Genomic DNA, 25,642 nt, shown 5'->3' on the forward strand with positions numbered 1-25,642 from the left:
GAGATGGTCATGCCGGGGGACAACGTGCGGATGATCGTCGAGCTGATCACGCCGATCGCGTGCGAGGAAGGCTTGCGCTTCGCGATCCGCGAGGGCGGCCGGACGGTCGGCGCAGGCGTCGTCACCAAGGTCATCGAGTAGCATGCCGAAGCAGACGATCCGCATCCGGCTCCGGGCATACGATCACTCGATCCTCGATCAGTCCGCTCGCCGGATCGCCGAGACGGTGACGCGCACCGGCGCGTTCGTCAGCGGCCCGGTGCCGCTGCCGACCGAGATCAACCGGACGTGCGTCAACCGTTCGCCGCACGTCGACAAGAAGAGCCGCGAACACTTCGAGATGCGCACGCACAAGCGGCTCATCGACATCCACCAGGCGTCGGCGAAGACGATGGACGCCCTCATGCACCTCGATCTGCCGGCAGGCGTCGACATCGAACTGAAGGCGTAAGCGCGTAGGACGAGACGGAAACGACATCATGAAGAGCATCATCGGCCGCAAGATCGGCGTGACGAACGTGTTCACGGAGGACGGGCGCTACGTGCCCGTCACCGTGATCGCGGCCGGCCCATGTTCGGTCGTCGAGCTGCGTACGGCCGACAAACACGGTTACGACGCGGCGGTCCTCGGATTCGAGGACGCCAAGCTCAAGCACCTGACGAAACCGATGCGCGGGCACTTCGAGAAGCTCCAGACGGCGCCGAAGACGGTCGTGCGCGAGTTCCGCGGCGACCTCGGCGACGTGAAAGCCGGCGACACGGTCACCGTCGGCGGCTTCGAGCCCGGCGATCGCGTCGACGTCATCGGCACGAGCAAAGGCAAGGGCTTCACCGGCATCATGAAGCGCTGGAACGCCAGCGGCGGCGGCGCGAGCCACGGCTCGATGATCCATCGCCAGCCGGCGAGCAACGGCGACACGAACGCGGCGAAGACCGTCAAGGGCAGCCATCGGCCAGGACACTTCGGCGTCGATCGCGTCACCGCGCTCAATCTCGAAGTCATCCGCGCCGACGAGTCGCGCAATCTGCTCCTCGTCAGAGGCGCCGTGCCCGGCGGCACGACGGGCGTCGTCCTCGTCCGCAAGAGCGTGCGAGTGCGCAAGGCCAAGCAGGCGCAGCCGGCTGCGAAGAGCGAGAAGAAATAAGCATGGCGATCGCGCTCATCGACAAATCAGGCAAGCAGATCGGCAGCGCAGACGTGCCGGCCGCGTTCGCGGTCGAGCCGCGGGGTGCGCTGCTGCATCAAGCCGTCAAGCGTCATCTCGCGAACCGCCGCGCAGGCACCGCGAGCACGAAGAGGCGCGACGATGTCGCCGGCGGCGGCCGCAAGCCGTGGCGCCAGAAGGGCACGGGTCGTGCGCGTCACGGCAGCATCCGTTCGCCGATCTGGCGTAAGGGCGGCGTCGTCTTCGGTCCGCATCCGCGCTCGTTCGCGATCGCGATGACGAAGAAGGCTCGCAGGCGCGCGCTCGCGATGGCGCTCGCCGCAAAAGGCGCCGACGGTTCGCTGACGGTCATCGATGCCGCCGGTCTCGCGCCGGCTGCGACGAAAGAGCTCGTCGGTCTCATCTGGCCGGAGAGCGCGAAGGCGGGTTCGTCGGTGCTGTTCGTCATCGATGCGGGCCGCGACGAAGGCGCCGCTGCGATCGTCCGGTCGGGGCGCAACCTCGCTCGTCTCACCGTCGTGAGTCACGGTCAGGTGTCGGTGCACGGCGTGCTCGCGCACGACCGCGTGCTCGTCACGAAGAACGCGTACGAAGCGCTGGCGGAGGTGTGCGGTGCCTGAGTCGAGACGCGTCGTCATCCGTCCGGTCGTCACCGAGAAGTCGGTCTCGCATACCGCCGAGGCGCAGTATGCGTTCGAAGTCGATCCGCGCGCGACGAAGCATCACGTCAAAGCAGCGATCGAAGAGATCTTCAAGGTGAAGGTGCTGCGCGTCAACACCGTGACCGTCCAAGGCAAGCGCAAGCGCGACATGCGTAAACGCACGATGAAGCCGACGGTCCAACATCCGGATCGCAAGAAAGCGATCGTGACGCTTCGCGCAGGCGACAAGATCGAGCTCGGCGGGGTCAACTATTTTGAATCGTAACAACAATAATGTAGTAGGCCGAGCGACGCTCGGCTTGCCGACCTTCGGTCGGCCTACTACATTCGCGAAAGGTCAAGCATGCCGGTAAAGACGTTCAAGCCGACGTCGCCCGGGCGGCGCTTCATGGCGATCCCCTCGTTCGAGGAGGTCACCTCGAAACGACCCGAGTCGTCGCTCCTAGAGCCGCTCCGCAAGCATGCGGGCCGCAACTTCAATGGCCACATCACGGTGCGCCATCGCGGCGGCGGCCACAAGGTCATGTACCGCAAGATCGATTTCAAGCGGAACAAGGACGACGTGCCGGCCAAGGTCGCGGCGATCGAGTACGATCCGAACCGCTCGGCGCGCATCGCGCTGCTCCACTATCGCGACGGCGAGAAGCGCTACATCATCGCGCCGCTCGGCCTCAAATCGGGCGACGTCATCGTCTCGGGTCCGTCGGCGGACATCAAGATCGGCAACGCGCTGCCGCTCTCGGGCATCCCGGTCGGCACGGTCATCCACAACATCGAGCTGACGCCCGGCGGCGGCGCGAAGCTTGTCCGCACGGCGGGCGGCTCCGCACAGCTCATGGCAAAGGAAGGACCGTACGCGCAGGTCCGTATGCCGTCCGGCGAAGTGCGCATGGTCGCCGTCGTCTGCCGAGCGACGATCGGCCAGATCGGCAACATCGAGCACGAAAACCAGGTCGTCGGCAAGGCCGGCCGTTCGCGTTGGCTCGGCAAGCGGCCGCAAGTGCGCGGCATCGCGATGAATCCGGTCGACCATCCGCACGGCGGCGGCGAGGCGCGTTCGACGGCGGGCCGTCCGCCGACGACGCCTTGGGGCGTGATGACCATGGGCAAGAAGACGCGCAACAACAAGCGCACGCAGAAATTCATCGTGAAGCGTCGGGGGAAGTGAGGCGATGAGCCGTTCGCGCACCAAAGGACCGTTCATCGCGGAGCATCTGCTCGTCAAAGTCGAGCGCATGAACTCGACGCGGGAGAAACGCGTCATCAAGACGTGGTCGCGTGCGTCGACGATCGTGCCCGCGATGGTCGGTCACACGATCGCCGTCCACGACGGCAAGAAGCACGTGCCGGTGTACGTGCAGGAGAACATGGTGGGTCACAAGCTCGGCGAGTTCGCTCCGACACGGTTGTTCCGCGGTCACGGCAGCGGCGGCGACAAGGCCGCGGTGAAGGTATGAACGCGCGCGCGACAGCCAAGTTCCTCCGCGTGCCGCCGCGCAAGGCGCGCCGGGTCATCGACGTCATCCGCGGCAAGCGGGTCGACAACGCGCTGACGTTGCTGCGATTCACGCCGCTCTCGGCCGCCAAAGCGATCGAGAAGATCCTCCGCTCGGCGGTCGCTAACGCGGAGAACAACTTGTCGATGAAGCCGGAGAGCCTCATCATCGCCAAAGCGACGGTCGACGGCGGACCGTCGTTCAAGCGCGTCGAGGCGCGCGCCCGCGGGCAGGCGGGATTCAAGAAGAAAAGGATGTCGCACGTGACGATCATCGTGACCGACGGAGAGGACGCCTAAGATGGGTCAGAAGGTCCATCCGGTCGGCCTGCGCCTTGGCATCACCAGGACTTGGGACTCGCGCTGGTTCGAACAGAAGCAGTACGTCAACTGGCTGCAAGAAGACCTGAAGATGCGCAAGGAGCTCGAAGGCATGTCGCGCTCCGCCGCCATCTCGAAAGTCGAGATCGAGCGCCGCGCGAACCAGGCGCGCGTCATCATCAGCACCGCGAAGCCCGGCATCATCATCGGCAAGCGCGGCGCCGGCATAGAAGAGATCAAGAAGCGGCTCGAAAAGATCTCCGGCAAGCAGGTCTCGGTGAACGTCGTCGAGATCAAACATCCCGAGATCGACGCGAAGCTCGTGGCGAACAACATCGTCGACCAGCTCGAAAAGCGCATCGCGTTCAGACGCGCCATGCGCCAGGCGCTCCAGCGGACGATGAAAGCCGGAGCGAAGGGGATCAAGGTGCAGTGCGGCGGACGCCTCGGCGGCGCCGAGATCGCACGCGTCGAGCGCAACTTCGAAGGCAAAGTGCCGCTCCATACGTTGCGCGCGAACATCGACTACGCGACTTCCGAGGCATACACGACGTTCGGACGCATCGGCGTCAAGGTCTGGATCTACCTCGGCGAAGTGCTGCCTGACGGCAAGACGCAAGGCGCTCCGGCGCCGGCGTTGCAGTCGCGTCCACCGCGACGCGCGCCGCGCGGTCCGCGCCCGGCAGCTCCCGGTCGTCCGGCGCCGGCCGCCGAGGCGACACCTGCAGTCGAGCCGGCCGCACCCGCGAGCGCGACGGCTGCCCCTGCGACGCCGGAAGCGAGCGTACCGGCGCCCGCGCCTGCACCCACGGTGCAGGCGGAACCCGAGACGACTCCGACCACGCAGACCCCGGCGTCGAGCGATGCGCCGGCCGGCGAAGGGGGCGCATAACCGATGCTGATGCCCAAACGTGTGAAGCACCGCAAAGTGCAGCGCGGCCGGATGAAGGGTCGCGCCCAGAGCGGCAACGGCCTTCACTTCGGCGAGTACGGTCTGCAAGCGCTCGAGCCGGCATGGATCTCGAACCGCCAGCTCGAGGCCGCACGTATCGCGATGACGCGCCATATCAAGCGCGGCGGCAAGGTCTGGATCACGGTGTTCCCCGACAAGTCGTACACGAAAAAGCCTGCCGAGACGCGGCAAGGTTCCGGCAAAGGTCAGCCTGAGGGCTGGGTCGCGGTCGTGCGCCCCGGACGTGTCATGTTCGAATTGTCCGGCGTCGACGCGATCGTCGCGAAGGAAGCGCTGCGGCTGGCGGCATTCAAGCTGCCGATCCGCACGAAAGTCCTGTCGCGCGAAGGGATAGGTGAGCTGCTTGAAGTCTAGCGAACTGCGCGCGCTGCGCGAGCTGACGACGCGCGAGCTCGAAGAGAAGCTCGCCGCGACGAAGGAAGAGCTCTTCAATCTGAAGTTCCAGCTCGTCACGGGGCACCTCGAGGACCATGCCCGCGTCGGCGGCCTGCGCCGGAGCATCGCGGCGATCCACACGATCCTCGCCGAGCGGAGGTTGGCGGTTTGAACGCGCCCGTACAGGAGAAGAACCACGCGCGCGGAGCGCGCAAATCGAAGGTCGGCCGTGTCGCGAGCAATGCGATGCGCAAGACGATCGTCGTCGTGACCGAGATGCAGCGAGCCCACCCGACGTACGGCAAGACGATGCGTCGCTCCGAGCGCTTCCTCGCGCACGATGAGGAGAATTCGGCGGGCGTCGGCGATCTCGTCCGCATCACCGAAACGCGTCCGCTGTCCGCGCGCAAGCGCTGGCGGCTCGTCGAGATCCTGGAGAAGGCGAAGTGATCCAGGCGCAGACCAGGCTCAAGGTGGCGGACAATTCGGGCGCGCGCGAGCTCATGGTGTTCCACGTGAGCGGCGGTTCGCGACACCCGTACGCGTACGTCGGCGACGTCGTCGTGGCGACCGTGAAGAGCGCGATCCCCGGCGCCGCGGTCAAGAAGGGCAACGTCGTCAAAGCCGTCATCGTGCGGCAGAAGAAGAAGCTGCGGCGCGTCGACGGGTCGTTCATCCGCTTCGACGAGAACGCCGCCGTGCTCATCAACGATCAGATGAACCCGCGCGGCACGCGCATCTTCGGCCCGGTCGCCCGCGAGCTGCGCGATCGCGACTTCATGAAGATCGTGTCGCTCGCCCCGGAGGTGCTCTGATGCCAGCGAAGATGCGGCTCGCCGCCGGCGACACGGTCGTCGTGCTGAGCGGGCGCGATAAAGGCAAGCGCGGCCGCGTGAAGCTCGTGCGCCACTCCGATCGCACGCTCGAAGTGGAGGGCGTCAACGTCGTCAAGCGGCACACGAAGGCGACGCCGAAAGCGAAGGCCGGCATCCTCGACAAGGAGCTGCCGCTCGCGGTCTCGCGCGTCATGTACGTGTGCCCGAAGTGCAACAAGCCGGCGAAGATCGCGTTCGTCATGAAAGGCAACGCGAAAGAGCGGGCATGCCGGCGGTGCGGAGAGACCGCCGAGCGTCCGGTGAAGGCGTAAGGATAGGATGAACAGGCTCAAAGAGCGGTACGAGAAGCAGGTCGTGCCGGCGTTGCGCAAACGCTTCGACCTGACCAACCCGATGCAAGTGCCGCGTCTGGTCAAGATCGTCGTCAACATGGGCGTCGGCGAAGCGATCGAGAACGCGAAAGCCATCGACGGCGCGGTCGCGGACCTCGTCGCGATCACCGGCCAAAAGCCGGTCGTGACGCGCGCGAAGAAGAGCATCGCGACGTACAAGCTGCGCGAGGGCATGCAGATCGGCGCGAAGGTGACGTTGCGCGGCGAGCGCATGTACGCGTTCTTCGACAAGCTCGTGAACATCGTGCTGCCGCGCATCCGCGACTTCCGCGGCATGTCGCGGACGTCGCTCGACGGCCGCGGCAACTACGCGCTCGGGCTCAAAGAGCAGCTCGTGTTCCCCGAGATCAACTACGACAAAGTCGATATGGTGCGCGGGATGGACATCGTCATCGTGACGACCGCGCGCAACGACGAGCATGCGGTGGCGTTCATGGAAGAGATGGGGATGCCGCTGCGACGTGATGGAGCGGCAGCCTGATGGCGAAGACGAGTCTGATCGAGAAATCGAAGCTCAAGCCGAAGTTCAAGGTGCGCCAGCACAACCGTTGCAAGCTGTGCGGCCGCCCGCGCGGTTACTTGCGCAAGTTCGGCCTGTGCCGCATCTGCTTCCGCGAGCGCGCGCATATGGGCCAGGTCCCCGGCGTCACGAAGGCGTCGTGGTGATACGTAGGTTAGAGGAAGGCACATGCTAACGACCGATCCCGTAGCCGACATGCTCACCCGCATCCGCAACGCCAACACGGCGTTCCACGAGCGGGTCGACATCCCGGCGTCTCGGCTGAAGAAAGAGATCGCGAAGGTCCTCAAGGCCGAAGGCTTCATCAAGGATTTCGAGCTCGTGGCCGCGATGCCGCGCGAGGTCATCCGGATCACGCTCAAGTACGGCACGAACCGCGAGCGGGTCATCAACGGTTTGCAGCGCATCAGCAAACCCGGTCTGCGGCTGTACTCGCCGAAGAGCGAGATCCCCAAGTGCATGGGCGGGCTCGGGCTCGTCATCGTGTCGACGTCGCAGGGCGTCATGAGCGGCAAGCAGGCGAAACGCATGGGCTTCGGCGGCGAAGTCATGGCGTTCGTGTGGTAGGGAGACGATGAGCAGGATCGGTCGGATGGCCATCAACGTGCCGAGCGGCGTAGCCGTGAAGGTGGCGGATGGCGGCGTCAATGTCAAGGGCCCGAAAGGCGAGCTCGCGTTCGTCGTCGCGCTGCCCATCACGGTGAAGGTCGAAGGAACGACCGTGACCGTCGCGCGTCCGAACGACGAGAAGCGCAGCCGTCAGCTCCACGGGTTGACGCGCACGCTGATCGCGAACATGGTCGACGGCGTCACGAAGGGTTTCTCGCGCAATCTCGAGATCGTCGGCGTCGGCTATCGCGCGCAGATGCAGGGGAAGAAGCTCGCGCTCCAGCTCGGATTCTCGCATCCGGTCGTCGTCGATCCGCCGGCGGGGATCACGATCGCGGTCGAAGGCACGAACAAGATCTCCGTGAGCGGCGCCGACAAGCAGCAAGTCGGTCAGCTCGCCGCGCAGATCCGCGACATCCGGCCGCCCGAGCCGTACAAAGGCAAGGGCATCCGCTACGAGGGCGAGCGCGTCCGCCGCAAGCTCGGCAAAGCTGGAAAGACGGCAGGTAAGAAGTAATGCGACGACCGCAGTCGGCGCAGCTCCTCAAATGTAGCGGTCGAGCTTTCGCTCGACTGGGGCGAGCGAAGCTCGGCCCGACGGAGGCCAACCATGTCCACGCCTAAGAGCCGCAACGCGCTGCGCACGCGCCGGCACGCGCGCGTTCGCAGGCGCATCCAAGGCGCTGCACAGCGTCCTCGGCTTTCGGTTTTCCGCAGCCTGAACCACGTGTACGCGCAGCTCATCGACGACGCGACCGGTCAGACGATCGCCGCGGCGAGCACGCGCGAGAAGGGCGTCGCGGAGGGTCTCGAGTCGCGATCGTCGTCGGCCGCAGCCGAAAAAGTCGGGAAGGTCATCGCGGAGCGGGCGAAGGCGAAGGGCATCAACGCGGTCGTGTTCGATCGCGGCGGTTACAAATATCACGGCCGGATCAAAGCCCTGGCCGACGCGGCGCGCGGCGCCGGCTTGGAGTTTTGACGGATGGCTCGAATCACAGACGGCTCGGGGCTCGAAGAACACGTCGTGCGCGTCAACCGCGTCGCGAAGGTGGTCAAGGGCGGCAAGCGGTTCTCGTTCTCGGCGCTCGTCGTCGTCGGCGATCGCAAAGGACGCGTCGGCTACGGGACCGGTAAAGCGCGCGAAGTCCCCGAGGCGATCCGCAAGGGCGTCGAAGCGGCGCGCAAATCGCTCGTCACCGTGCGGATGGTCGAGCGCAGCATCCCGCATCCGGTCGAGATCATCGTCGGCGCGGCGAAAGTCGTCATGAAGCCGGCCAGCAAGGGGACCGGCGTGATCGCCGGGGGCGCGATGCGCGCCGTCCTCGAGCTCGCCGGCGTCCACGACATCCTGACGAAGTCGATCGGAACGAACAACCCGATCAACGTCATCGCCGCCACCATCGCGGGTCTGAAGAGTCTGCGGACCGTCGAAGAAGTCGCCGCGTCGCGCGGTCTGACCGTCGACGAGCTCTTCGGAAGGAGCAAAGCAGTTGAAACTGTCGGAACTTAAGCCGGCGCCGGGCTCGAAGACGATTCGCGTTCGGATCGGCCGCGGGCATGGCAGCGGCATGGTCAAGACCGGCGGCAAGGGCGGCAAGGGTCAGACCGCGCGCTCCGGCGGCGGCAAAGGACCGGATTTCGAAGGTGGACAGACGCCGTGGTATCGCCGTCTGCCGCAGCGTCGCGGCGTGTCGCAGAAGTCTCGCTCGACGAAGATCTTCCGCACCGAGTACTCGGTGATCAACCTCGTCGATCTCGAGGCATGGGATCCGGCCGTCGTCGTGACTCCGGACGCGCTCAAGGCGGCCGGCTTGGTCAACAAGATGCGCGACGGCATCAAAGTGCTCGGCTCGGGCGACGCGCCGAAAAAGGCGCTTCGCTTCTCGGGCGTCGCTTTCTCGAGCACCGCGAAGGCGAAGCTCGAAGCAGCCGGCGCGAAATTCGAGGAATAAGAGAAGTCCGATGACGATCTGGCGCAACCTGGCAAACGCGATGGTGGTCCCGGAGCTGCGGAACCGCATCCTCTTCGTATTCGGCGCGTTCGCGGCGTTCGTGCTCGCGGTCTACGTCCAGGTGCCGTACGTCAATATCACCACGTGGCAGAGCCTCATCAACTCCGGGCAGTTCCTCCAGTTCATCGGCTTCCTCTCCGGCGGCGCGCTCCAGAACTTCTCGGTCATCGCGATGGGCATCACGCCCTACATCAACGCGAGCATCATCATGCAGCTGCTCACCGTCGTCTTCCCCGAGGTGAAGGAGCTCATGCAGCACGGCGGCGAGGAAGGCCGCCGCAAGGTCGGCCTATGGACGCGCTGGTTGACGGTCGCCCTCGCGCTCATCCAGGCGGCGACGATGGTCGTGGCGCTCAGCAGGCAAGGCGTGTTCGAGCTCGACAAAGTGCCGTTCTCGCCGACGCTCTACCTCGTCATGGTCGTGCTCACGTTGGCCGCCGGCACCGTCTGGCTCATGTGGCTGGGCGAGCAGATCACCGACAAGGGCATCGGCAACGGCGTCTCGCTCATCATCTTCGTCGGCATCATCCTGCGTTATCCGCGCTACTTCACGCAGACCGCACAGCTCGCGGGCAAGGGCGGCATCGACGTCGGCGGCCTCGTCATCTTCGCCCTCATCGGCATCCTCGCGCTCATCTCGATCGTGTTCCTCTATCAAGGGCAGCGGCGCGTGCCCGTGCAGTACGCGAAACGCGTCGTGGGGCGTAAGATCTACGGCGGCCGGAGCACGTACATCCCGCTGCGGCTGAACAACGCCGGCGTCATCTCGATCATCTTCGCGATCTCGCTGCTCATGTTCCCGCAGCAGATCGCGGCGTGGGCGAGCAAGAGCACGGCGGCGTGGGCCCAAGGCTACTCGCAGTTCATGACGCTCTATTTCAACTACGGCGGCTTCCTCTATAACTTCGTGTACTTCTGGCTCGTCGTCGGTTTCACGTTCTTCTACAGCGAGGTCGTCATCAACATCATGGACGTCGGCGACTCGCTCAAGAAGCAAGGCGGCTTCATCCCCGGCATCCGGCCCGGCAAGCCGACGACCGACTATCTCCAGAAGATACTCCATCGCATCACGATCGTCGCCGCGGTCTATCTCGGCTTGCTCGCGATCTTGCCGAACATGACGCAGGCGTTCACGCACATCACGACCTTCTATCTCGGCAGCACCTCGCTGCTGATCGTCGTCGGCGTCGCGCTCGACACGCTCAACCAGATAGAGGCGCGGCTCGCGATGCGCGACTACCGGGGGTTCATCAAGCAGTGACGGGCACCGGATTGCGCGTCGTGCTCCTCGGCGCTCCAGGCGCCGGCAAGGGCACGCAGGCGCGAAAACTGAGCGAGTCGTTCGCCGTGCCGGACATCTCGACTGGCGACATATTCCGCAACGCCGTGCGGCAACGCACGCCGATGGGGATGGCCGCGAAGCGCTTCATCGACCGCGGCGAGCTCGTGCCGGACGACGTGACGATAGGCATCGTCGAAGAGCGTCTGGCGCTGCCCGATGCGGCCGCCGGCTTCATCCTCGACGGCTTCCCGCGCACGGTCCATCAGGCGACGGCGTTCGACGCGAAGCTGGCGGCGATGGAAAAGACGCTCGACGCGGTCATCGAGATCTCCGTGCCCCGCGAAATCCTCATCCAGCGGCTGACGCAGCGGGCCACGTGCACGAATTGCCAGGCGTCATACCATCTCACCGACGCGCCGCCGAAGACGCCCGGCGTGTGCGACCGCTGCGGCGGCACGCTCGTCCACCGCAGCGACGACTCCGAGAAGATGGTGCTCCACCGGCTCGAGGTCCACGACGCGCAGACGGCGCCGCTCGTCTCCTACTATAAAGGCGCGGGCTTGCTTCGGACCGTCGACGGCACCCAGCCGATCGATGCGGTCTACGACGCGATCGTCGCTGCTGCAGCGCCGCAGGGAGGCCGCGCGGCATGATCACCTGCAAATCGCCGCAAGAGGTCGCCAAGATCCGCGCCAGCGGGCGCGTCACCGCCGCGGCTTTGGAGGAGCTCATCCAAGCGGTCAAGCCGGGCATGACGACGAAGGATATCGATCGGCTCGCTGAGGCGGCGATCCGCACTCGGGGCGGGGAGCCGGCGTTCCTCGGCTATCACGGCTTCACCGGTTCGGTCTGCTCGTCGGTGAACGACGAAGTCGTCCATGGGATCCCGGGCGGGCGGAAGCTGCGCGACGGCGATCTGTTGAAGATCGACATCGGCTCGCTCGTCGACGGCTGGTACTCGGACATGGCGTGCACCGTCGGCGTCGGCGAGATCTCGCTCGAAGCGAAGCGGCTCGTCGAAGTGACGGAAGAATCGCTGCAGGTCGGCATCCGCGAGGTGCGCGCCGGTGCGCACATCTCGGACATCGGGCATGCGATCCAGACGTTCGTCGAACAGCGGGGCTACTCGGTCGTCCGCGCGCTCGTCGGTCACGGCGTCGGCGAACGGCTCCACGAAGAACCGCCGGTGCCGAACTTCGGACGCAAAGGGACGGGCGTCGTGCTCAAGCCCGGCATGGTGCTCGCGATCGAGCCGATGGTGAACGCCGGCACGTGGGAAGTGCGCACGAAGCCCGATGGTTGGACCGTCGTCACGAGCGACGGCCGCCTGTCAGCGCACTTCGAGCACACCGTCGCGGTGCTGCCCGATGGCTTCGAGGTGCTGACGGCCGCGGACGAAGAGCGCTACGTCAACCGCCTGCCCGAGCGGTATTCGGGCGCGACGAATGATGGAGGAACGCTTGGCGCAGAGACGTCGAGGCGGGCGCAGGCCGGCTAAGAAGAAACAAGACCGCGAGAAGGTCGACGTATCGCCGAAAGAAGAGGCGATCGAGGTGGAGGGGGTCGTCGTCGAGCCGCTCCCCAATGCGTTCTTCCGCGTCGAGCTCGCCAACGGCCACAAAGTGCTCGCGCGCGTTTCGGGCAAGATCAGGATGAACTTCATCAGGATATTGCCGGGCGACCGGGTGCTCGTCGAGCTATCACCATACGACCTCAGTCAAGGACGGATAACGTACAGGTACAAGTAGGATGAAGATAAGACCAAGCGTCAAGAAGATCTGCGATAAGTGCAAGATCATCAAGCGCGCCGGACGCACGCGCGTGATCTGCGAGAATCCGAAGCACAAGCAGGCACAGGGATAGAGGAACGACATGGCACGTATCGCAGGCATCGACCTGCCGCGCGAAAAGCGCATCGAGATCGCGCTGACGTACATCTTCGGGATCGGCCGTCCGACCGCGCTCAAGCTCTTGGCGACGACCGGCGTCAATCCGGACATCCGGGTGAAGGACCTCAGCGACGGCGATATCCAGAAGCTGCGCGAGCAGCTCGAGAAGAACTTGAAGGTCGAAGGCGACCTCCGGCGCGAGATCACGAGCGCGATCAAACGGCTGATGGACATCGGCTGCTATCGCGGCCTGCGTCATCGCCGCGGCTTGCCCGTGCGCGGTCAGCGGACCAAGACGAACGCGCGAACGCGCAAGGGTCCGAAGAAGACCGTCGCCGGCAAGAAGAAAGCTAAGGGACCAGGCGGCAAGTGATTGACGCCGGATGAAATCCTGCGTGACCGCTGATGTAGTAGGCCGAGCGAAGCTCGGCTCGTCAAAAGGAACTTAAATGGCAGCAGCACCGAAAAAGGCACGCCCGCGCAAGAAGCGGGAGATCAAGAACGTCTCGCAAGGCGTGGCGCATATCCGGTCGTCGTTCAACAACACGATCGTGACGATCACGGACTCGCAAGGCGGCTCGATCGCGTGGGCGAGCTCGGGGAACATGGGCTTCAAGGGCAGCAAGAAATCGACGCCCTTCGCCGCGCAGATGGCGGCGGAGAGCGCCGCGCGCAAGTCGATGGAGCACGGCATGCGCACGGTCGAGGTCTACGTGAAGGGTCCTGGCGCAGGCCGCGAGGCGGCGATCCGTGCGCTCCAAGCGGCCGGTCTCGAGATCTCGCTCATCAAAGATGTCACGCCGATCCCGCACAATGGTTGCCGGCCGCCGAAGCGGCGCCGGGTCTAAAAGGAGACTCCTAGCTTAGTATGGCTCGATATACAGGTCCGGTCTGCCGCATGTGCCGCCGCGAGAGCGCGAGCGGTGCGAAACCCGGCGAAAAGGTCAAGCTCTTCTTGAAAGGCGAACGATGCCTGTCCAAGAAGTGCGCGGTCGAACGCCGCACGGCAGCGCCCGGTCAGAAGGCGAACGTCAAGAACCGCCCCAAGGTGTCGGAATTCGGCCGTCAGCTGCGCGAGAAGCAGAAGATGCGCCGCATCTACGGCGTCCTCGAGCGGCAGTTCGAGAACTACTTCCACAAGGCGAGCCGTCGCAAGGGTCAGACCGGCGCGGCGCTGCTCGCGCTCCTCGAGTCGCGGCTCGACAACGTCATCTACCGGCTCAATCTCGCGACCTCGCGCGCGCAAGCGCGCCAGCTCGTCCGCCACCGCCACTTCACGGTCAACGGCCGCCGGGTGAACATCCCGTCGATGACGATGCGCAAGGGCGACGAGATCTCGGTCGTCGAGGCGAGCCGCAAGAGCACGGTCTTCCTGTCGCTCATGGAATACGCGAAGGGACGCCGCGTGCCCGGCTGGCTCGAATACAACGAGCAAGAAGTGAAAGCGCGCGTGCTTCAAGCGCCGGCGCGAGCGGACATCGACACGAACGTGGAAGAGCAGCTCATTGTTGAATACTATTCTCGATAACACGCATCTCGCGTCAGAGCGAAAGGGAAACATGTCAGTTCTGGAATTTCAACGAGCGTCGATCGAGGTGCGCGAGCGCCGCGACAGCTATGCCAAATTCGCGATCGAGCCGCTCGAGCGCGGCTTCGGCATCACGCTCGGCAACGCGCTGCGCCGCCTGCTCCTCTCGTCGCTGCCGGGCGCGGCGGTCACGTACGTTAAGATCGACGGCGTGCTCCACGAGTTCTCGACGATCCCCGGCGTCGTCGAAGACACGACGAACATCATCCTCAACCTCAAGGGTCTGCCCTTGAAGATGAACACGGACGAGCCGAAGGTGCTCCGCATCGAGGCGTCGGGCGAGCGCGAAGTCAAAGCGAGCGACATCGTACCGGACGCGGACGTCGAGCTGCTCGACCCCGACTACCATATCGCGACGCTCTCCGACAAGAAAGCGCGCCTGTTCATGGAGATCGGCGTCGAGAAATGGCGCGGCTACGTCACCGCCGACAAGCAGCGCAACGTCGAGCACGTCATCGGGCTCATCCCGGTCGACTCGATCTTCACGCCGATCCGCAAGGTCGCGTACAACATCGAAGATACGCGCGTCGGGCAGGTGACGGACTACGATCGTCTCATCCTCGAGATCGAGACGAACGGCAGCATCACGCCGGACGAGGCGATGAGCACGTCGGCGAAAGTGCTGCAAGACCAGTTGGCGCTGTTCGTCAACTTCAGCGGCCGCGCCGAGGTGGAAGCGCCGGCGGAAGAAGCCAAGCCGTTCGCGAGCTGGGATATCCCGGTCGACGAACTCGACCTCTCGGTGCGTTCCTACAACTGCTTGAAGCGCGCCGGTATCACGAAGATCTCCGAGCTGCTCCAGAAGACGGAAGAGGAGATCATGAACATGCGCAACCTCGGCAAGAAGTCGGTCGACGAGATCAAAGAGAAGCTCGCCGAGCGCAACCTCTCGCTGAAAGCGGGCTAGGACGTAACGGACCATGCGACACAGCAAAGCGGACAAGCGCCTTGGGCGCAACGACGATCACCGGCGCTCGATGCTGCGCAATCTCGCGACATCGCTCTTCACGCACGGCAAGATAGAGACGACCATCGTGCGCGCGAAAGAGGTGTCCCGGGTCGCGTCAAGAATCATCACGCGCGCCAAGAAAGGCGATCTGCACAGCCGCCGCCTCGTGGCGGCGTACCTGACATCGGGCGATGTCGTCAAGAAAGTCTTCGACGTCATCGCGCCGAGCCTCGCCGGCCGGGCCGGGGGGTACACGCGGATCGTCCGCACGCGGATCCGCAAAGGCGACGCGGCGGAGATGGCGCAGCTGGAGCTGCTCAAATAATATGAAGACGCACGCGCAGGCTTGGTGGTGGTGGGCTTCAGCCCGCCGGCTTGCGCATGTCCAGGCGCTGACCTAGCGCCGCACCCGTTCCGCAAGTCTCCCAGGCGGGCTCGAGAGATCGAGTCCGTCTTATTTTTTGTGCCGGTCACTCAAGCGAGGAACACGCGTCGTGGAACGCACGGTATCGACCCAAGTCCGGATCGCCGACGGGATCACCCCGATCGCGGCATATTTGCGCCTCGCGCCGCTCGGGCGCGGCACGTCGTTCCTGCTCGAGAGCGCCCCGGGCGCGCAGCAGACCTCGCGCTATTCGATCCTCGGTCTTGGCAAGCTCGGCGAGGTGCTCGCGGTCGACGGCCTCATCGACCTTCGGATCGGCGATCGCGCGGAGCGCTTCGCGCCGACCGACGCGCTGCGCGCATCGCGCGAACTGCTGCGCCGGCTCGAACCGGCGCCGCCGGGCGGAGGCAAGTGGCGAAGGTTTCTCGGCGCGTACGGTGCGGCGGCGTTCGAATTCGCCGGCTATCTCGAGCGGCTGCCGCGCCTCGACCGAGCGGGCGATCCGATGCCCGATCTGCACCTTGTCGTGCCCGAAGCGATCGTCGTCTTCGACCACTTCACGCACGAAGCGGCGACGGTCGTCTTGACGGAGGGCTCCGACGGCGCTCGGCTGGTGGAGACGATAGACGACGCGTTGGAAGACGTCTCGGTCGCGCCCCCGCAACGCTCGACTCGTTATGCGGCGGCTCTCGAAACCGGCAGCGGCGGCGCGCGCAGACTCCCGTATCGCGACGCCGTCGACCGAGCGAAGGAATCGATCGTCGCGGGCGACGTCTTCCAGATAGTGCTGTCGCAGCGGTGGGCGGTCGACGCCGACATCGAGCCGTTCGACGCGTATCGCGTGTTGCGGGCGATCAACCCGTCGCCATACATGTACTTCCTCAAGCTCGGTTGGGGATCGCTGCTCGGCTCATCGCCCGAGACGCTCGTGCGCCTCGACGGGCGCGCCGCGAGCCTGCGGCCGCTCGCGGGCACGAGGCCTCGCGAGAGCGATCCCGAGGCGGACCGCCGGGCTGCGGCGGGTCTGCTGCGCGACGCTAAAGAGCGCGCCGAGCACGTCATGCTCGTCGACCTCGGACGCAACGATCTTGGCCGCGTCTGCGAGACGGGATCGGTGCGCGTCGCCGATCTGCTCTCGGTCGAGCGCTTCAGCCACGTCATGCACATCGTCTCCGAAGTCCGCGGCACGCTTCGCGAAGACCGCGACGCGTTCGATCTCTTCGCGTCCGCGTTCCCCGCCGGCACGGTGAGCGGAGCGCCGAAGATCCGCGCGATGGAGCTCGTCGCCGAGCTCGAAGGCTCTCGCCGCGGTTTCTACGCGGGCAGCGTGGGCTATTTCGGGTTCGACGGGTCGATGGATACGTGCATCACGCTGCGCAGCGCGCACCACCACGGCGGAGCGTATCACATCGCGGCGGGGGCCGGTATCGTCGTCGATTCGGATCCCGTCCGCGAGGATCGGGAATGCGGACACAAGGCGGCGGCCGTCATGACCGCGCTGCGCGAACCGCTCGCCGGATCTCGGGAAATCCGCACGGTGCCCGTGCCGTCGGGAGCGCTCGTATGAGACCGCGCATCTTGCTCGTCGATAACTACGATTCGTTCACGTACAACTTGGCGCAGGCGCTCGGCGTGCTCGGCGCGGACGTCGACGTGCGTCGCGCGGATGCGGTGTACCCGGCCGATGTCGCTTCATCGCCGCCGGACGCGCTCGTCGTCTCGCCCGGTCCGGGCACGCCCGAGCGTGCGGGCAATTCGCTCGCGCTCATCCGCTCGCTCAGCGGGGTCGTGCCGATCCTCGGCGTCTGCCTCGGCCACCAGGCGATCGGCGCCGCATTCGGCGGGCGAGTGTTGCGCGCACCGGTCGTCGTCCACGGCAAGACCTCGCGCGTGGCGCACGATGGCGTGGGGTTGTTCGCGGGCATCCCGTCGCCGTTCCACGCGACGCGCTACCACTCGCTCGTCGTCGACGAGCGGACGCTTCCGCCGGTCTTGCAGGTGACCGCCCGAAGCGCCGACGGACTGCTCATGGCGTTCCGGCACGAGACGCACCCGACCTACGGCGTCCAGTTCCACCCCGAATCCGTGCTGACGCGCCATGGCCCGAAGCTGCTGGTGAACTTCGTGGCCGAGGTCGCATCGTGATCGACCACATACGCCGCGTCGTCGCGGGCGAGCATCTCTTCCTCGACGACATGCGCGACGCGGTGGGGTCGATCATGGACGGACAGGCGACGCCGGCCCAGGTCGCGGCGCTGCTCGTCGCGCTTGCGCTCAAAGGCGAGACGGCCGACGAGATCGCGGGTGCGGCCGCCGCGATGCGTGCACACGCGATCGCGGTCCCCGTCACGCGGCGACCTATCGTCGATGTGTGCGGCACGGGCGGTGACGCGTCGGGCACGTTCAACATCTCGACCGCTGTCGCGTTCGTCGTCGCGGGCGCGGGCGTCACCGTCGCGAAGCACGGCAACCGCGCGATGAGCAGCAGATGCGGCAGCGCCGACGTGCTCGAGGCGCTCGGCGTGCGGATCGACGCGCCGGCGGAGGTCGCCGCCGCAGCGCTCGAGGCCCATGGCATCGCGTTCCTCTTCGCGCAGGCGTATCATCCGGCGATGCGCTACGTCGCGCCGGTCCGCCGGGAGATCGGCGTCAGAACGCTGTTCAACATCATCGGTCCGCTCTCGAATCCCGCAGGCGCGCAACGACAGGTCGTCGGCGTTCCGAGGCTCGAACTGCTCGGGCTCGTCGCCCTCGCGCTCTCGCGGCTCGGGTGCGAACGTGCGGCGGTCGTGCACGGCCACGGCGGCCTCGACGAGTTATCGCTCGCAGGCCCGAATCGCGTCGCCGAATGGACGGGCGAGAGCGTGATGGAGTACACGATCGATCCGCCGGCGTTCGGGCTCGAGCGGCGTTCGAACGAGGAGCTCGCCGGCGGCGACGCGGCGCGCAACGCTGAACTCGTCAGGCGCGTCCTCGCGGCAGAGCGCGGCGCGCACCGCGACGTCGTCGCCCTCAACGCCGCTCTCGCGCTCGTCATCGCGGGCGTCGCGGATGATCTGAACGCCGGGTTTCGCGTAGCGCAGGAGTCGATCGACGACGGCCGCGCGCAAGAGAAGCTCGACGCGCTCGTCCGGGCGACGAACCGATGACGTACCTCGATGAGCTGCTCGACTCGAGACGTGCCGCGGTCGAGCGGGCGAAGTCCGTGCGTCCGTCGGGAGACCACAACGCCTGCGGCGATCGAAGCGCTCCGCGGCGTAATTTCGCGCGGGCGCTCGTCGCGGGTAGACGTCCGTCGATCATCGCCGAGTTCAAACGCTCGTCGCCGTCGGCCGGACCGATCGCGCCGGATGCGGACGCGCGGACCGTCGCTGTCGCCTACGAACGCGGAGGCGCCGCGGCCATTTCCGTTTTGACCGAGCCCGAGCGCTTTGGGGGGAGCTTCGACGATCTTCGTGCCGCCCGCGCGGCGACGTCGCTGCCGGTGCTGTGCAAGGACTTCGTCGTCGACGACGACCAGATCTGCGAAGCTGCGCGCAGCGGCGCCGATGCGATCCTGCTCATCGTCGCGGCGATGAGGCCCGGCGTGCTTTCCGATAGGATCGCGCTCGTCGTCGATCATCGCATGACGCCGCTCGTCGAAGTGCACGACGATCGGGAGCTCGAGATCGCCCTCGGGGCCGGCGCACGAGTCATCGGAGTCAACAACCGCGACCTTCGGAGCTTCGCCGTCGATACTTCGACCGCGACGCATTTGCGCCCGCTCATGCCGCGAGGGATCGTGACGGTCGCCGAGAGCGGCTACCGTACGGCTGATGATCTAGCCGCCTGCGCCCGCGCGGGTTACGACGCCGTCCTCATCGGCGAAGCGCTCATGCGAGAGAAGGAACCGGGGCTCGCGCTGGCAACGCTGCGAGGCGGAGGGCTATGATCCGCGTGAAGGTCTGCGGCATGACCGATCGCGCCGACGTCGACGCATGCGTCGCCGCAGGAGCGGACGCGCTCGGGTTCATCTTCGCCCAGAGCCCGCGACGGCTGACGATCGACGAGGCGCGCGCGCTGACGGCGGAGGTTCCGCCGTTCGTCACGACCGTGGGCGTCTTCGCCGGAGACGCCGCCGAGCTCGTCCGTGAAGCGATCGGCGCGTGCCGCCTTGACGTCCTCCAGTTCTCGGGAGATGAGACCGCGGAGTTCTGCGGGTCGTTCGGCAAGCCGACGATCGTAGCGGCGCGCGAGAAGCGATGGACCGCACAAGCGCGCGCACGAGCCCGCGCTATCGCCGTCCTCGTGGACGTTTGGTCGCCGATCGAGTTCGGCGGAACGGGAAGACTCGTTCCCCACGAAACGGCGCAGCGTGCGCGCACGGATCACGAGGGCGCCGCGATCGTGCTCGCCGGCGGCCTGACGCCGTCGAACGTCGCACCGCTCATCCGGTCGGTGAGACCCGATGCGGTCGACGTGCGGACCGGAGTCGAAAACGCGAGCCGTAAGGATCCCGAGTTGGTGCGCGCGTTCGTCGCGGCCGCCCGCTCGGCGTTCGACCATCATAGGAAGTCATTGTAGCGGTCGAGCTTTAGCTCGACCGCCGCGGCCTTGAAGTATGATAAGGAAGACAGATCATGAACGGACCAGACGAACGCGGCTACTACGGTGAATTCGGCGGACGCTTCGTCCCAGAAGTGCTCGTCGAGCCGCTGCGAGAGCTGGAGGCAGCGGTCACCGACGCGTTCGCAGACGACGGCTTTTGGTCGGAATATCAGGCGCTGCTCCGCGACTACGTCGGCCGGCCCTCGCCGCTATTCGAAGCGAACAATCTTGCGCGACGGTCGCGCGGCGCGCGCATCGTCCTCAAACGCGAAGACTGCAACCACACGGGCGCGCACAAGATCCTCAACACGGTCGGCCAAGGACTATTGGCGAAGCGGACGCGCAAACGCCGCATCATCGCCGAGACGGGCGCCGGCCAGCATGGCGTCGCGACGGCGACCGTCGGCGCGCTCCTCGGCATACCGGTCGAGGTCTACATGGGCGCGGAAGACGCAGCACGGCAATCGCTCAATGTCTATCTCATGGAACTGCTGGGCGCGCGCGTCCGAATCGTCGAGAGCGGATCGCGAACGCTTAAAGACGCGACGAACGAGGCGTTCCGCGACTGGGCGGCGACCGCACGCGAGACCTTCTACGTCATCGGATCGGTCGTCGGCGCGCATCCGTATCCGATGATCGTCCGGAGATTCGCGAGCACGATAGGCGAAGAAGCTCGCGCGCAGTGCTTGCAGCGCTACGGCAGATCGCCGGATCACGTCGTCGCGTGCGTCGGCGGCGGCAGCAACGCGATGGGGATCTTCGCCGGTTTCATCGACGACGCCGACGTGAAGCTATGGGGCGTCGAAGCCGGCGGCCGCGGGCTCGAGCGGCTCGGCCTTCATGCCGCGAGCATAGGCGCCGGAACGGTCGGCGTGCTCCACGGCGCGAGGACGCTCGTGCTCCAAGATGCCGACGGGCAGATCGCCCCGACGCACTCGATCTCGGCCGGACTCGATTACCCCGCGGTCGGACCGGAGCACGCGCATCTCGAGCGGACAGGTCGAGCGCGTTACGTCATGATCACCGACGACGAGGCCCGCTCGTCGTTCGAGCGGCTCGCTCGGCTCGAGGGGATCGTCCCCGCGCTCGAGAGCGCGCATGCGGTCGCATTCGCGGAGCGGCTCGCAGGAACGCTGCCGACGGATGCGGTCGTCCTCGTCAATCTGTCGGGCCGAGGGGACAAAGATGCGGTGCGCTTCGCCCTCGAGCGCGCGCGCGGCACGACGGCGGCGACCGCGTGAACGCGAGCCCTATCGCGTCCGTCTTCGAACGCTGCGCTGCCGAAAACCGGGCGGCTCTCATCGCGTATCTCATGGCAGGCGATCCGTCGCTCGCCGATACTCCGGGGCTGATCGAAGCGGTCGCCGCCGGCGGAGCGGACATCATCGAACTCGGCATACCGTACTCCGATCCGCTAGCGGACGGGCCGACGATCCAAGCCGCGGCGCAACGGTCGCTCCGCGCGGGAACGACGTTCGACGGCGTCCTCGCCATGATCGCGAAGCTCAACAGGAACCGCATCGCTGCGCCGCTTGTCGCCTTCACGTATTTCAACCCCGTGTTCGTGCGCGGCGTCGAGCGGACGGCGCGGGGATTATCGGCGTCGGGTTTCGCTGGCGCGATCATTCCCGATCTGCCGCCCGAAGAAGCGGTCGGCACGGCCGATATCTTTGCCGCGAGCGGCGTGCCGTTGACGTTCCTCGTCGCGCCGACCACGCCGTCCGAGCGGATACCGATGATCGCCGAGCGATCGAGCGGGTTCGTCTACGTCGTCAGCCGGATGGGCGTCACCGGAGCGGGTCAGACGCTCGACGGATCGGTAGCAGATCTCGTCGAGCGCCTCCGGCCGCTTACCGACAAGCCGCTCGCTGTCGGGTTCGGCGTGTCGACACCCGACCACGCGCGAGCGATCGCCGCCTATGCGGACGGCGTCATCGTCGGGAGCGCGTTGATCGATTGCATTTCGAGCGCAGACGACAAGCCGTGCGCCGCGAGAGAGCTATGCGCTATGCTCGCCATGGCGTCGCGCCGGGGCCAAGTCAAGCAGAGCTGGGCCGGCACCAAGTGAGCCGGCCCCGCCGTGGCGACTAGGAAGCCGTCGCGTTGCGCGATGGCGCCGCGGCGAAACCGGCGACCGCGAGGATGGCACCGGTGATCAGGTGGATCCAGACGTCACCGCCGCCGATCGGCAGGATGCCGAACAGGTTCGGCGTGATGAAGCCGAGGATCCCGATGAGGAGCAAGATGACGCCGAACGTCTTGCAGAACGTGCCCGCGCCTTCTTCGGTCCGCGACATCGTCACGCCGGCGATGCCGATGATGAGATGGACGATGTTGTGGAGCACGTTCACGTGCGCGACTCCGAGCAACAGACTCTCCGTCATAGAAAACGATCCGCCGAGCGCGGGTATGAATCCGGCGATGCCGACGATCAGATAGATCCAACCGAAGAGCATTCCGATTGTCTTGGCCATGAAGGACCCCCGTAGCCGGAAAGTGACCAAACCGCTGGTCGCACGACCGTCTAAGGTAGACGTCTTGCGTTCAGCGGTCGAAGCTTCGGCTGGTTCGTTCTGTGGGACGCGTTGGTCTCCTTGTGGATGGCGCGCAGGCGCGCCCCACATCCCCAAGAAGCGGGCTCGCCGTGAATATCCTGGTCGCGGCAGAAGGCTACAGCGAGGCGCGCTGGCGTCTCGCGCCACTCGTTCCGCGCGATCGCGTCATCGCATGCTCGGCATCATCGCTCGCGTCGTCGCTTGACGGCATCGACGTCGTCATCCCATACGTCGCGCAGATCGATGAAACTGCTATCGCGGCGGGGACCTTCGGGCTCGTCCAGCAATTCGGCGTCGGCCTCGAGACGATCGACGTCGACGCTGCGACGCGCGCCGGCGTTTGGGTCGCTCGCGTGCCGAGCCGCGGCGTCGGCAATGCGGAGTCGGTGGCCGAACACGCGGTCTTGTTGATGCTCGCGCTTTCGCGCCGCTGGCCCGCCGGCGCCCATCTCGGCAAGACGCCGATGGGAGAGCCGAGCGGTCTCGCGCTTCATGGCAAGACGGCATGCATCATCGGCCTCGGCGACATCGGCTCGGCGCTTGCCGTTCGGCTGCGATCGTTCGGCATGCGGCTGATCGCCGTGCGACGGCGTCCGGACGAACTCGGCGCGCCGGAACTCGGCGTCGAACGCGTCTACGGACCCGACGATCTTACCGACGCCGTCGCGCGCGCCGACTACGTCGCTCTTTGCGTCAACTACGACGCCGCGAGCCATCACCTCATCGGCGAGCGCACGCTCGCCGCTTTCAAACCGGGATCGTATCTGATCAACGTGGCACGCGGCGGCCTCGTCGATCACGAAGCGCTCGCGCGTGCGCTTGCGAGCGGCCGTCTCGCCGGCGCAGGACTCGACGTCTTCTGGCGCGAGCCGCCGGACGCTTCAAATCCGCTCTTCGCCCACAACGTCATCGCGACGCCGCACGTCGCTGGCGTGACCGATGTTTCGTACGAAGGCATCGCGCACGTCGTCGCGGAGAACATCGAACGTTATCGACGCGGCGAGGCGCCGTTCCATGCGGTCAACGCGCCCGATCGCGTTCGCGGCCCTGCGAGCGTCGACGCTACGCGTTGACCGAGCTCATGTCGGCGTAGCGCGCGCCGGCGAACGCTCCCGGTTTTGCCACTGCGGCGATCCGCGCGACGTCGTCGGCCGTCAGCTCGACGTCGACCGCCGCGCAGTTCTGCTCGAGGAGCGCGCGGTGCTTCGTGCCGGGGATCGGCACGATGTCGTCGCCGCGATTGAGCAACCACGCCAGCGCGAGTTGCGCGGGCGTGATGCTCTTGGCAGCTGCCATCGACTCCAAGAGCGCGACGACCTTCATGTTTCGTTCGAGGTTCTCGTCGAGGAAGCGCGGTTGGCGCGCTCGGAAGTCGCCGTCGGTGAAGTCACCCGCGGACTTGATCGCGCCTGTCAGAAGACCGCGACCGAGCGGGCTATACGCGACGAAGCCGATGCCGAGCTCGCGCACGGTCGGCAGGATCTCTCGTTCGACGTCGCGCGTGAAAAGCGAGTACTCGGTCTGCAAAGCGGTGATATGATGCACGGCATGCGCGCGGCGGATCGTCGCCGGCGCCGCCTCGCTCAGCCCGAGGTAGCGGACCTTGCCGGCCTTGACGAGCTCGGCCATCGCGCCGACCGTCTCTTCGATCGGCACGGTTTTGTCGACGCGGTGCTGATAGTAGAGATCGATGCGATCGATGCCGAGCCGCTGAAGCGACGCGTCGCACGCTTGGTGGACGTACTCGGGCGTGCCGTTGATGCGGATCCAGTCGCCGCTTTCGGTCCGCTGGTTGCCGAACTTCGTCGCGATGAACGCCTTGTCGCGGCGGCCGGCGATCGCTTTGCCGACGAGCCGCTCGTTGGTGAACGGTCCGTACATGTCGGCGGTGTCGAGAAACGTGCATCCGAGCTCGAGGGCGCGCTGGATGGTCGCGATCGATTCTTGTTCCGAGCTCGTGCCGTAGAATTCGGACATCCCCATGCATCCGAGGCCGATCGCCGAGACGCTGGGGCCGTGCTTGCCTAACCTGCGCTGCTTCACTGTATCTATGACTCCCTTTCCTAGACGGAGAGCGCCGCGTATAGCCGCGCGAGCCGGCGCTGGAACTCGAGCGTGCCCGGATCGTCGACGCTCGAAAGGTCGCAGTCGATCGGATCGCAAGCGGCAAGGCGTTGCGGCGCGGCTATATCGCCGCATGGATCGGGCAGCGCGTTGCGAAGCACGATGTCGCACGATGCGATGCGCTCGAGCGCGACCTTTTTCCACCTGCGGCCGGGATCGGCAGCGACCATGACCGATGCGGCCGGCTCGATCCAATCGAGCGCCGTCGTGCCCTCGATGAGGACGTGCTCGGCGCCTCGATCGAGGAGATGGCGCTCCGCCCGCCCGATCGCATCTGCCGCGGCGTCGCGCAACGAGATCACCCAAGCGACGGCGATCGCGCCCGCTTGCGAGAGCCGCCACGTGTCGGTGCCTTCTTTGAGGATGGCTCCCTCGCTCGTCACGATTCGGCTCGGAACGCTCGCCGACACGGTCTCGCATACGCCGCACGATGCGCCGCGTCCGCAGATACCCGCTGCATCGGCGACGCGCAACGCTGCCGCACCGTGATCGTGACCTTGCTCGAACTCGCCGTCGGCGACGGTGAGCTTGATGGCCCCGAAACGTAAAGGTGCGAGGGCCTGTAGCGCACGCTCGCACGCGAGCGTCTTGCCGACACCCGAGTGAGGACCGCCCACGATGACTTTGGTCATGACGGAAAGGTTCGCGCCGATTTCGGCGTGTCCGCCTAGGTGTCTAGGGAGCGGTCGAGCTTTAGCTCGACCGGAACCGACCGTACAGTTGAAAGGCCGGGCGGTCGAGATGAATCTCGACCGCTCCCAATTCATCCTTCGTGAAGAACCGCGGCGGTCGAGATGAATCTCGACCGCTTGTATGTTAGCGGAGCCGGAGTATTTCCGGCGTATGCCTCCCTCACGCTGAGGGCAGCACGGGAGGGGAGTTTCGTCGACCGCTTTGGCGTCGAGCCTGCGAGGGAGATCGA

The 25,642-nt window shown here is 66.1% G+C and carries 41 protein-coding genes and 1 pseudogene; 39 read left to right on the forward strand and 3 right to left on the reverse strand.

The window, feature by feature from the left end; all coding sequences use genetic code 11:
• From tuf to trpA, 38 genes and pseudogenes are all read left to right on the forward strand, one after another.
• The coding region (gene tuf, locus VFO25_08990; GenBank protein HET9343032.1) for an elongation factor Tu at nt 1-141 on the forward strand (141 nt) is incomplete at its 5' end.
• 1 nt (nt 142) lies between these two features.
• Nucleotides 143-451 carry a 30S ribosomal protein S10 gene (rpsJ, locus tag VFO25_08995; GenBank protein HET9343033.1) on the forward strand — a complete coding sequence of 103 codons (309 nt, stop codon included), beginning with the start codon at nt 143-145 and terminating at the stop codon, nt 449-451.
• A gap of 28 nt (nt 452-479) precedes the next feature.
• Nucleotides 480-1,145: a 50S ribosomal protein L3 gene (gene rplC, locus VFO25_09000; protein HET9343034.1), complete on the forward strand. Its 666-nt coding sequence runs from the start codon at nt 480-482 to the stop codon at nt 1,143-1,145.
• Nucleotides 1,146-1,147: 2 nt separating this feature from the next.
• Nucleotides 1,148-1,786, forward strand: a complete 639-nt coding sequence (gene rplD, locus VFO25_09005; protein HET9343035.1) for a 50S ribosomal protein L4 — start codon at nt 1,148-1,150, stop codon at nt 1,784-1,786.
• Entirely contained in the window at nt 1,779-2,093 is a 315-nt protein-coding gene (gene rplW, locus VFO25_09010; GenBank protein ID HET9343036.1) for a 50S ribosomal protein L23, read from the forward strand. The genes rplD and rplW overlap by 8 nt, the downstream gene beginning before the upstream one ends.
• Nucleotides 2,094-2,171: 78 nt before the next feature.
• Nucleotides 2,172-2,996 carry a 50S ribosomal protein L2 gene (rplB, locus tag VFO25_09015; protein HET9343037.1) on the forward strand — a complete coding sequence of 275 codons (825 nt, stop codon included), beginning with the start codon at nt 2,172-2,174 and terminating at the stop codon, nt 2,994-2,996.
• A gap of 4 nt (nt 2,997-3,000) precedes the next feature.
• Entirely contained in the window at nt 3,001-3,285 is a 285-nt protein-coding gene (gene rpsS / locus VFO25_09020) for a 30S ribosomal protein S19 (GenBank protein HET9343038.1), read from the forward strand.
• Entirely contained in the window at nt 3,282-3,623 is a 342-nt protein-coding gene (rplV, locus tag VFO25_09025; GenBank protein HET9343039.1) for a 50S ribosomal protein L22, read from the forward strand. The genes rpsS and rplV overlap by 4 nt, the downstream gene beginning before the upstream one ends.
• A 1-nt stretch (nt 3,624) precedes the next feature.
• A pseudogene (gene rpsC, locus VFO25_09030) lies at nt 3,625-4,266 on the forward strand (30S ribosomal protein S3).
• A 273-nt stretch (nt 4,267-4,539) separates the two neighbouring features.
• Nucleotides 4,540-4,971 carry a 50S ribosomal protein L16 gene (rplP, locus tag VFO25_09035; protein HET9343040.1) on the forward strand — a complete coding sequence of 144 codons (432 nt, stop codon included), beginning with the start codon at nt 4,540-4,542 and terminating at the stop codon, nt 4,969-4,971.
• Nucleotides 4,961-5,164, forward strand: a complete 204-nt coding sequence (gene rpmC, locus VFO25_09040) for a 50S ribosomal protein L29 (GenBank protein HET9343041.1) — start codon at nt 4,961-4,963, stop codon at nt 5,162-5,164. The genes rplP and rpmC overlap by 11 nt, the downstream gene beginning before the upstream one ends.
• The gene (gene rpsQ, locus VFO25_09045) at nt 5,161-5,442 is read left to right on the forward strand and encodes a 30S ribosomal protein S17 (GenBank protein ID HET9343042.1); all 282 of its coding nucleotides are present in this window, start codon (nt 5,161-5,163) and stop codon (nt 5,440-5,442) included. The genes rpmC and rpsQ overlap by 4 nt, the downstream gene beginning before the upstream one ends.
• A complete protein-coding gene (gene rplN, locus VFO25_09050; GenBank protein ID HET9343043.1) occupies nt 5,439-5,807 on the forward strand; it encodes a 50S ribosomal protein L14 in 369 nt (122 codons plus the stop codon). Before rpsQ ends, rplN begins: the two co-directional genes overlap by 4 nt.
• Complete coding sequence (rplX, locus tag VFO25_09055) at nt 5,807-6,139, forward strand: 50S ribosomal protein L24 (protein HET9343044.1); 333 nt, start codon at nt 5,807-5,809, stop codon at nt 6,137-6,139. The genes rplN and rplX overlap by 1 nt, the downstream gene beginning before the upstream one ends.
• A gap of 7 nt (nt 6,140-6,146) precedes the next feature.
• A complete protein-coding gene (gene rplE / locus VFO25_09060; protein HET9343045.1) occupies nt 6,147-6,701 on the forward strand; it encodes a 50S ribosomal protein L5 in 555 nt (184 codons plus the stop codon).
• A complete protein-coding gene (locus VFO25_09065) occupies nt 6,701-6,886 on the forward strand; it encodes a type Z 30S ribosomal protein S14 (protein HET9343046.1) in 186 nt (61 codons plus the stop codon). The genes rplE and VFO25_09065 overlap by 1 nt, the downstream gene beginning before the upstream one ends.
• Nucleotides 6,887-6,908: 22 nt before the next feature.
• Nucleotides 6,909-7,307, forward strand: coding sequence for a 30S ribosomal protein S8 (gene rpsH / locus VFO25_09070; protein HET9343047.1), 399 nt, complete (start codon nt 6,909-6,911; stop codon nt 7,305-7,307).
• A gap of 7 nt (nt 7,308-7,314) precedes the next feature.
• Complete coding sequence (gene rplF, locus VFO25_09075; GenBank protein HET9343048.1) at nt 7,315-7,866, forward strand: 50S ribosomal protein L6; 552 nt, start codon at nt 7,315-7,317, stop codon at nt 7,864-7,866.
• A 93-nt stretch (nt 7,867-7,959) separates the two neighbouring features.
• Entirely contained in the window at nt 7,960-8,328 is a 369-nt protein-coding gene (gene rplR, locus VFO25_09080; protein ID HET9343049.1) for a 50S ribosomal protein L18, read from the forward strand.
• A 3-nt stretch (nt 8,329-8,331) separates the two neighbouring features.
• A complete protein-coding gene (gene rpsE, locus VFO25_09085) occupies nt 8,332-8,859 on the forward strand; it encodes a 30S ribosomal protein S5 (protein HET9343050.1) in 528 nt (175 codons plus the stop codon).
• Nucleotides 8,840-9,301: a 50S ribosomal protein L15 gene (gene rplO / locus VFO25_09090; protein HET9343051.1), complete on the forward strand. Its 462-nt coding sequence runs from the start codon at nt 8,840-8,842 to the stop codon at nt 9,299-9,301. Before rpsE ends, rplO begins: the two co-directional genes overlap by 20 nt.
• A gap of 10 nt (nt 9,302-9,311) precedes the next feature.
• On the forward strand, nt 9,312-10,622 hold the full coding sequence (gene secY, locus VFO25_09095; GenBank protein HET9343052.1) for a preprotein translocase subunit SecY: 1,311 nt from the start codon (nt 9,312-9,314) through the stop codon (nt 10,620-10,622).
• Complete coding sequence (locus VFO25_09100) at nt 10,619-11,296, forward strand: adenylate kinase (protein HET9343053.1); 678 nt, start codon at nt 10,619-10,621, stop codon at nt 11,294-11,296. Before secY ends, VFO25_09100 begins: the two co-directional genes overlap by 4 nt.
• Nucleotides 11,293-12,141, forward strand: coding sequence for a type I methionyl aminopeptidase (gene map / locus VFO25_09105; GenBank protein ID HET9343054.1), 849 nt, complete (start codon nt 11,293-11,295; stop codon nt 12,139-12,141). The genes VFO25_09100 and map overlap by 4 nt, the downstream gene beginning before the upstream one ends.
• A gap of 49 nt (nt 12,142-12,190) precedes the next feature.
• Nucleotides 12,191-12,391, forward strand: a complete 201-nt coding sequence (infA, locus tag VFO25_09110) for a translation initiation factor IF-1 (protein ID HET9343055.1) — start codon at nt 12,191-12,193, stop codon at nt 12,389-12,391.
• A gap of 1 nt (nt 12,392) precedes the next feature.
• A complete protein-coding gene (gene rpmJ / locus VFO25_09115) occupies nt 12,393-12,506 on the forward strand; it encodes a 50S ribosomal protein L36 (protein ID HET9343056.1) in 114 nt (37 codons plus the stop codon).
• 9 nt (nt 12,507-12,515) lie between these two features.
• Complete coding sequence (rpsM, locus tag VFO25_09120) at nt 12,516-12,905, forward strand: 30S ribosomal protein S13 (GenBank protein HET9343057.1); 390 nt, start codon at nt 12,516-12,518, stop codon at nt 12,903-12,905.
• Between the two features lie 76 nt (nt 12,906-12,981).
• Nucleotides 12,982-13,380, forward strand: coding sequence for a 30S ribosomal protein S11 (gene rpsK / locus VFO25_09125; protein ID HET9343058.1), 399 nt, complete (start codon nt 12,982-12,984; stop codon nt 13,378-13,380).
• 20 nt (nt 13,381-13,400) lie between these two features.
• Complete coding sequence (rpsD, locus tag VFO25_09130) at nt 13,401-14,060, forward strand: 30S ribosomal protein S4 (GenBank protein HET9343059.1); 660 nt, start codon at nt 13,401-13,403, stop codon at nt 14,058-14,060.
• 31 nt (nt 14,061-14,091) lie between these two features.
• Nucleotides 14,092-15,027, forward strand: a complete 936-nt coding sequence (locus VFO25_09135) for a DNA-directed RNA polymerase subunit alpha (GenBank protein HET9343060.1) — start codon at nt 14,092-14,094, stop codon at nt 15,025-15,027.
• A 13-nt stretch (nt 15,028-15,040) separates the two neighbouring features.
• Nucleotides 15,041-15,394, forward strand: coding sequence for a 50S ribosomal protein L17 (gene rplQ / locus VFO25_09140; GenBank protein HET9343061.1), 354 nt, complete (start codon nt 15,041-15,043; stop codon nt 15,392-15,394).
• A 169-nt stretch (nt 15,395-15,563) separates the two neighbouring features.
• Nucleotides 15,564-17,021, forward strand: a complete 1,458-nt coding sequence (locus tag VFO25_09145; GenBank protein ID HET9343062.1) for an anthranilate synthase component I family protein — start codon at nt 15,564-15,566, stop codon at nt 17,019-17,021.
• Nucleotides 17,018-17,599, forward strand: a complete 582-nt coding sequence (locus VFO25_09150) for an aminodeoxychorismate/anthranilate synthase component II (GenBank protein HET9343063.1) — start codon at nt 17,018-17,020, stop codon at nt 17,597-17,599. The genes VFO25_09145 and VFO25_09150 overlap by 4 nt, the downstream gene beginning before the upstream one ends.
• The gene (gene trpD / locus VFO25_09155) at nt 17,596-18,603 is read left to right on the forward strand and encodes an anthranilate phosphoribosyltransferase (GenBank protein ID HET9343064.1); all 1,008 of its coding nucleotides are present in this window, start codon (nt 17,596-17,598) and stop codon (nt 18,601-18,603) included. The genes VFO25_09150 and trpD overlap by 4 nt, the downstream gene beginning before the upstream one ends.
• The gene (gene trpC, locus VFO25_09160; protein HET9343065.1) at nt 18,600-19,385 is read left to right on the forward strand and encodes an indole-3-glycerol phosphate synthase TrpC; all 786 of its coding nucleotides are present in this window, start codon (nt 18,600-18,602) and stop codon (nt 19,383-19,385) included. The genes trpD and trpC overlap by 4 nt, the downstream gene beginning before the upstream one ends.
• The gene (locus VFO25_09165) at nt 19,382-20,017 is read left to right on the forward strand and encodes a phosphoribosylanthranilate isomerase (GenBank protein ID HET9343066.1); all 636 of its coding nucleotides are present in this window, start codon (nt 19,382-19,384) and stop codon (nt 20,015-20,017) included. Before trpC ends, VFO25_09165 begins: the two co-directional genes overlap by 4 nt.
• 56 nt (nt 20,018-20,073) lie before the next feature.
• Nucleotides 20,074-21,282 carry a tryptophan synthase subunit beta gene (gene trpB / locus VFO25_09170; protein HET9343067.1) on the forward strand — a complete coding sequence of 403 codons (1,209 nt, stop codon included), beginning with the start codon at nt 20,074-20,076 and terminating at the stop codon, nt 21,280-21,282.
• Nucleotides 21,279-22,109: a tryptophan synthase subunit alpha gene (trpA, locus tag VFO25_09175; protein HET9343068.1), complete on the forward strand. Its 831-nt coding sequence runs from the start codon at nt 21,279-21,281 to the stop codon at nt 22,107-22,109. The genes trpB and trpA overlap by 4 nt, the downstream gene beginning before the upstream one ends.
• A gap of 19 nt (nt 22,110-22,128) precedes the next feature.
• Here the strand turns inward: trpA and VFO25_09180 are convergent, their stop codons facing one another.
• On the reverse strand, nt 22,129-22,515 hold the full coding sequence (locus tag VFO25_09180; protein ID HET9343069.1) for a DUF4383 domain-containing protein: 387 nt from the start codon (nt 22,513-22,515) through the stop codon (nt 22,129-22,131).
• Between the two features lie 170 nt (nt 22,516-22,685).
• Between VFO25_09180 and VFO25_09185 the strand changes: the two genes are divergently transcribed.
• A complete protein-coding gene (locus VFO25_09185; protein HET9343070.1) occupies nt 22,686-23,669 on the forward strand; it encodes a 2-hydroxyacid dehydrogenase in 984 nt (327 codons plus the stop codon).
• On the opposite strand, the gene VFO25_09190 is transcribed toward VFO25_09185, so the two are convergent.
• Together VFO25_09190 and VFO25_09195 are read right to left on the reverse strand one after the other, a co-directional pair.
• A complete protein-coding gene (locus VFO25_09190) occupies nt 23,659-24,639 on the reverse strand; it encodes an aldo/keto reductase (protein ID HET9343071.1) in 981 nt (326 codons plus the stop codon). The two genes, VFO25_09185 and VFO25_09190, sit on opposite strands and share 11 nt — an antisense overlap.
• 20 nt (nt 24,640-24,659) lie before the next feature.
• Nucleotides 24,660-25,352 carry a hypothetical protein gene (locus tag VFO25_09195; protein HET9343072.1) on the reverse strand — a complete coding sequence of 231 codons (693 nt, stop codon included), beginning with the start codon at nt 25,350-25,352 and terminating at the stop codon, nt 24,660-24,662.
• Nucleotides 25,353-25,642: the final 290 nt, after the last annotated feature.

The organism is Candidatus Eremiobacteraceae bacterium (assembly GCA_035710745.1).
Lineage (GTDB): Bacteria > Vulcanimicrobiota > Vulcanimicrobiia > Eremiobacterales > Eremiobacteraceae > JANWLL01.

Bases quoted from the DNA above. Each gene is read 5' to 3' on its own strand.
- rpsJ (HET9343033.1), top strand. From the start codon at position 143: ATGCCGAAGCAGACGATCCGCATCCGGCTCCGGGCATACGATCACTCG.
- rplC (HET9343034.1), top strand. From the start codon at position 480: ATGAAGAGCATCATCGGCCGCAAGATCGGCGTGACGAACGTGTTCACG.
- rplD (HET9343035.1), top strand. From the start codon at position 1,148: ATGGCGATCGCGCTCATCGACAAATCAGGCAAGCAGATCGGCAGCGCA.
- rplB (HET9343037.1), top strand. From the start codon at position 2,172: ATGCCGGTAAAGACGTTCAAGCCGACGTCGCCCGGGCGGCGCTTCATG.
- rpsS (HET9343038.1), top strand. From the start codon at position 3,001: ATGAGCCGTTCGCGCACCAAAGGACCGTTCATCGCGGAGCATCTGCTC.
- rplV (HET9343039.1), top strand. From the start codon at position 3,282: ATGAACGCGCGCGCGACAGCCAAGTTCCTCCGCGTGCCGCCGCGCAAG.
- rplP (HET9343040.1), top strand. From the start codon at position 4,540: ATGCTGATGCCCAAACGTGTGAAGCACCGCAAAGTGCAGCGCGGCCGG.
- rplX (HET9343044.1), top strand. From the start codon at position 5,807: ATGCCAGCGAAGATGCGGCTCGCCGCCGGCGACACGGTCGTCGTGCTG.
- rplE (HET9343045.1), top strand. From the start codon at position 6,147: ATGAACAGGCTCAAAGAGCGGTACGAGAAGCAGGTCGTGCCGGCGTTG.
- VFO25_09065 (HET9343046.1), top strand. From the start codon at position 6,701: ATGGCGAAGACGAGTCTGATCGAGAAATCGAAGCTCAAGCCGAAGTTC.
- rpsH (HET9343047.1), top strand. From the start codon at position 6,909: ATGCTAACGACCGATCCCGTAGCCGACATGCTCACCCGCATCCGCAAC.
- rplF (HET9343048.1), top strand. From the start codon at position 7,315: ATGAGCAGGATCGGTCGGATGGCCATCAACGTGCCGAGCGGCGTAGCC.
- rplR (HET9343049.1), top strand. From the start codon at position 7,960: ATGTCCACGCCTAAGAGCCGCAACGCGCTGCGCACGCGCCGGCACGCG.
- rpsE (HET9343050.1), top strand. From the start codon at position 8,332: ATGGCTCGAATCACAGACGGCTCGGGGCTCGAAGAACACGTCGTGCGC.
- secY (HET9343052.1), top strand. From the start codon at position 9,312: ATGACGATCTGGCGCAACCTGGCAAACGCGATGGTGGTCCCGGAGCTG.
- map (HET9343054.1), top strand. From the start codon at position 11,293: ATGATCACCTGCAAATCGCCGCAAGAGGTCGCCAAGATCCGCGCCAGC.
- rpmJ (HET9343056.1), top strand. From the start codon at position 12,393: ATGAAGATAAGACCAAGCGTCAAGAAGATCTGCGATAAGTGCAAGATC.
- rpsM (HET9343057.1), top strand. From the start codon at position 12,516: ATGGCACGTATCGCAGGCATCGACCTGCCGCGCGAAAAGCGCATCGAG.
- rpsK (HET9343058.1), top strand. From the start codon at position 12,982: ATGGCAGCAGCACCGAAAAAGGCACGCCCGCGCAAGAAGCGGGAGATC.
- rpsD (HET9343059.1), top strand. From the start codon at position 13,401: ATGGCTCGATATACAGGTCCGGTCTGCCGCATGTGCCGCCGCGAGAGC.
- VFO25_09135 (HET9343060.1), top strand. From the start codon at position 14,092: ATGTCAGTTCTGGAATTTCAACGAGCGTCGATCGAGGTGCGCGAGCGC.
- rplQ (HET9343061.1), top strand. From the start codon at position 15,041: ATGCGACACAGCAAAGCGGACAAGCGCCTTGGGCGCAACGACGATCAC.
- VFO25_09150 (HET9343063.1), top strand. From the start codon at position 17,018: ATGAGACCGCGCATCTTGCTCGTCGATAACTACGATTCGTTCACGTAC.
- trpC (HET9343065.1), top strand. From the start codon at position 18,600: ATGACGTACCTCGATGAGCTGCTCGACTCGAGACGTGCCGCGGTCGAG.
- VFO25_09165 (HET9343066.1), top strand. From the start codon at position 19,382: ATGATCCGCGTGAAGGTCTGCGGCATGACCGATCGCGCCGACGTCGAC.
- trpB (HET9343067.1), top strand. From the start codon at position 20,074: ATGAACGGACCAGACGAACGCGGCTACTACGGTGAATTCGGCGGACGC.
- VFO25_09180 (HET9343069.1), bottom strand. From the start codon at position 22,515: ATGGCCAAGACAATCGGAATGCTCTTCGGTTGGATCTATCTGATCGTC.
- VFO25_09195 (HET9343072.1), bottom strand. From the start codon at position 25,352: ATGACCAAAGTCATCGTGGGCGGTCCTCACTCGGGTGTCGGCAAGACG.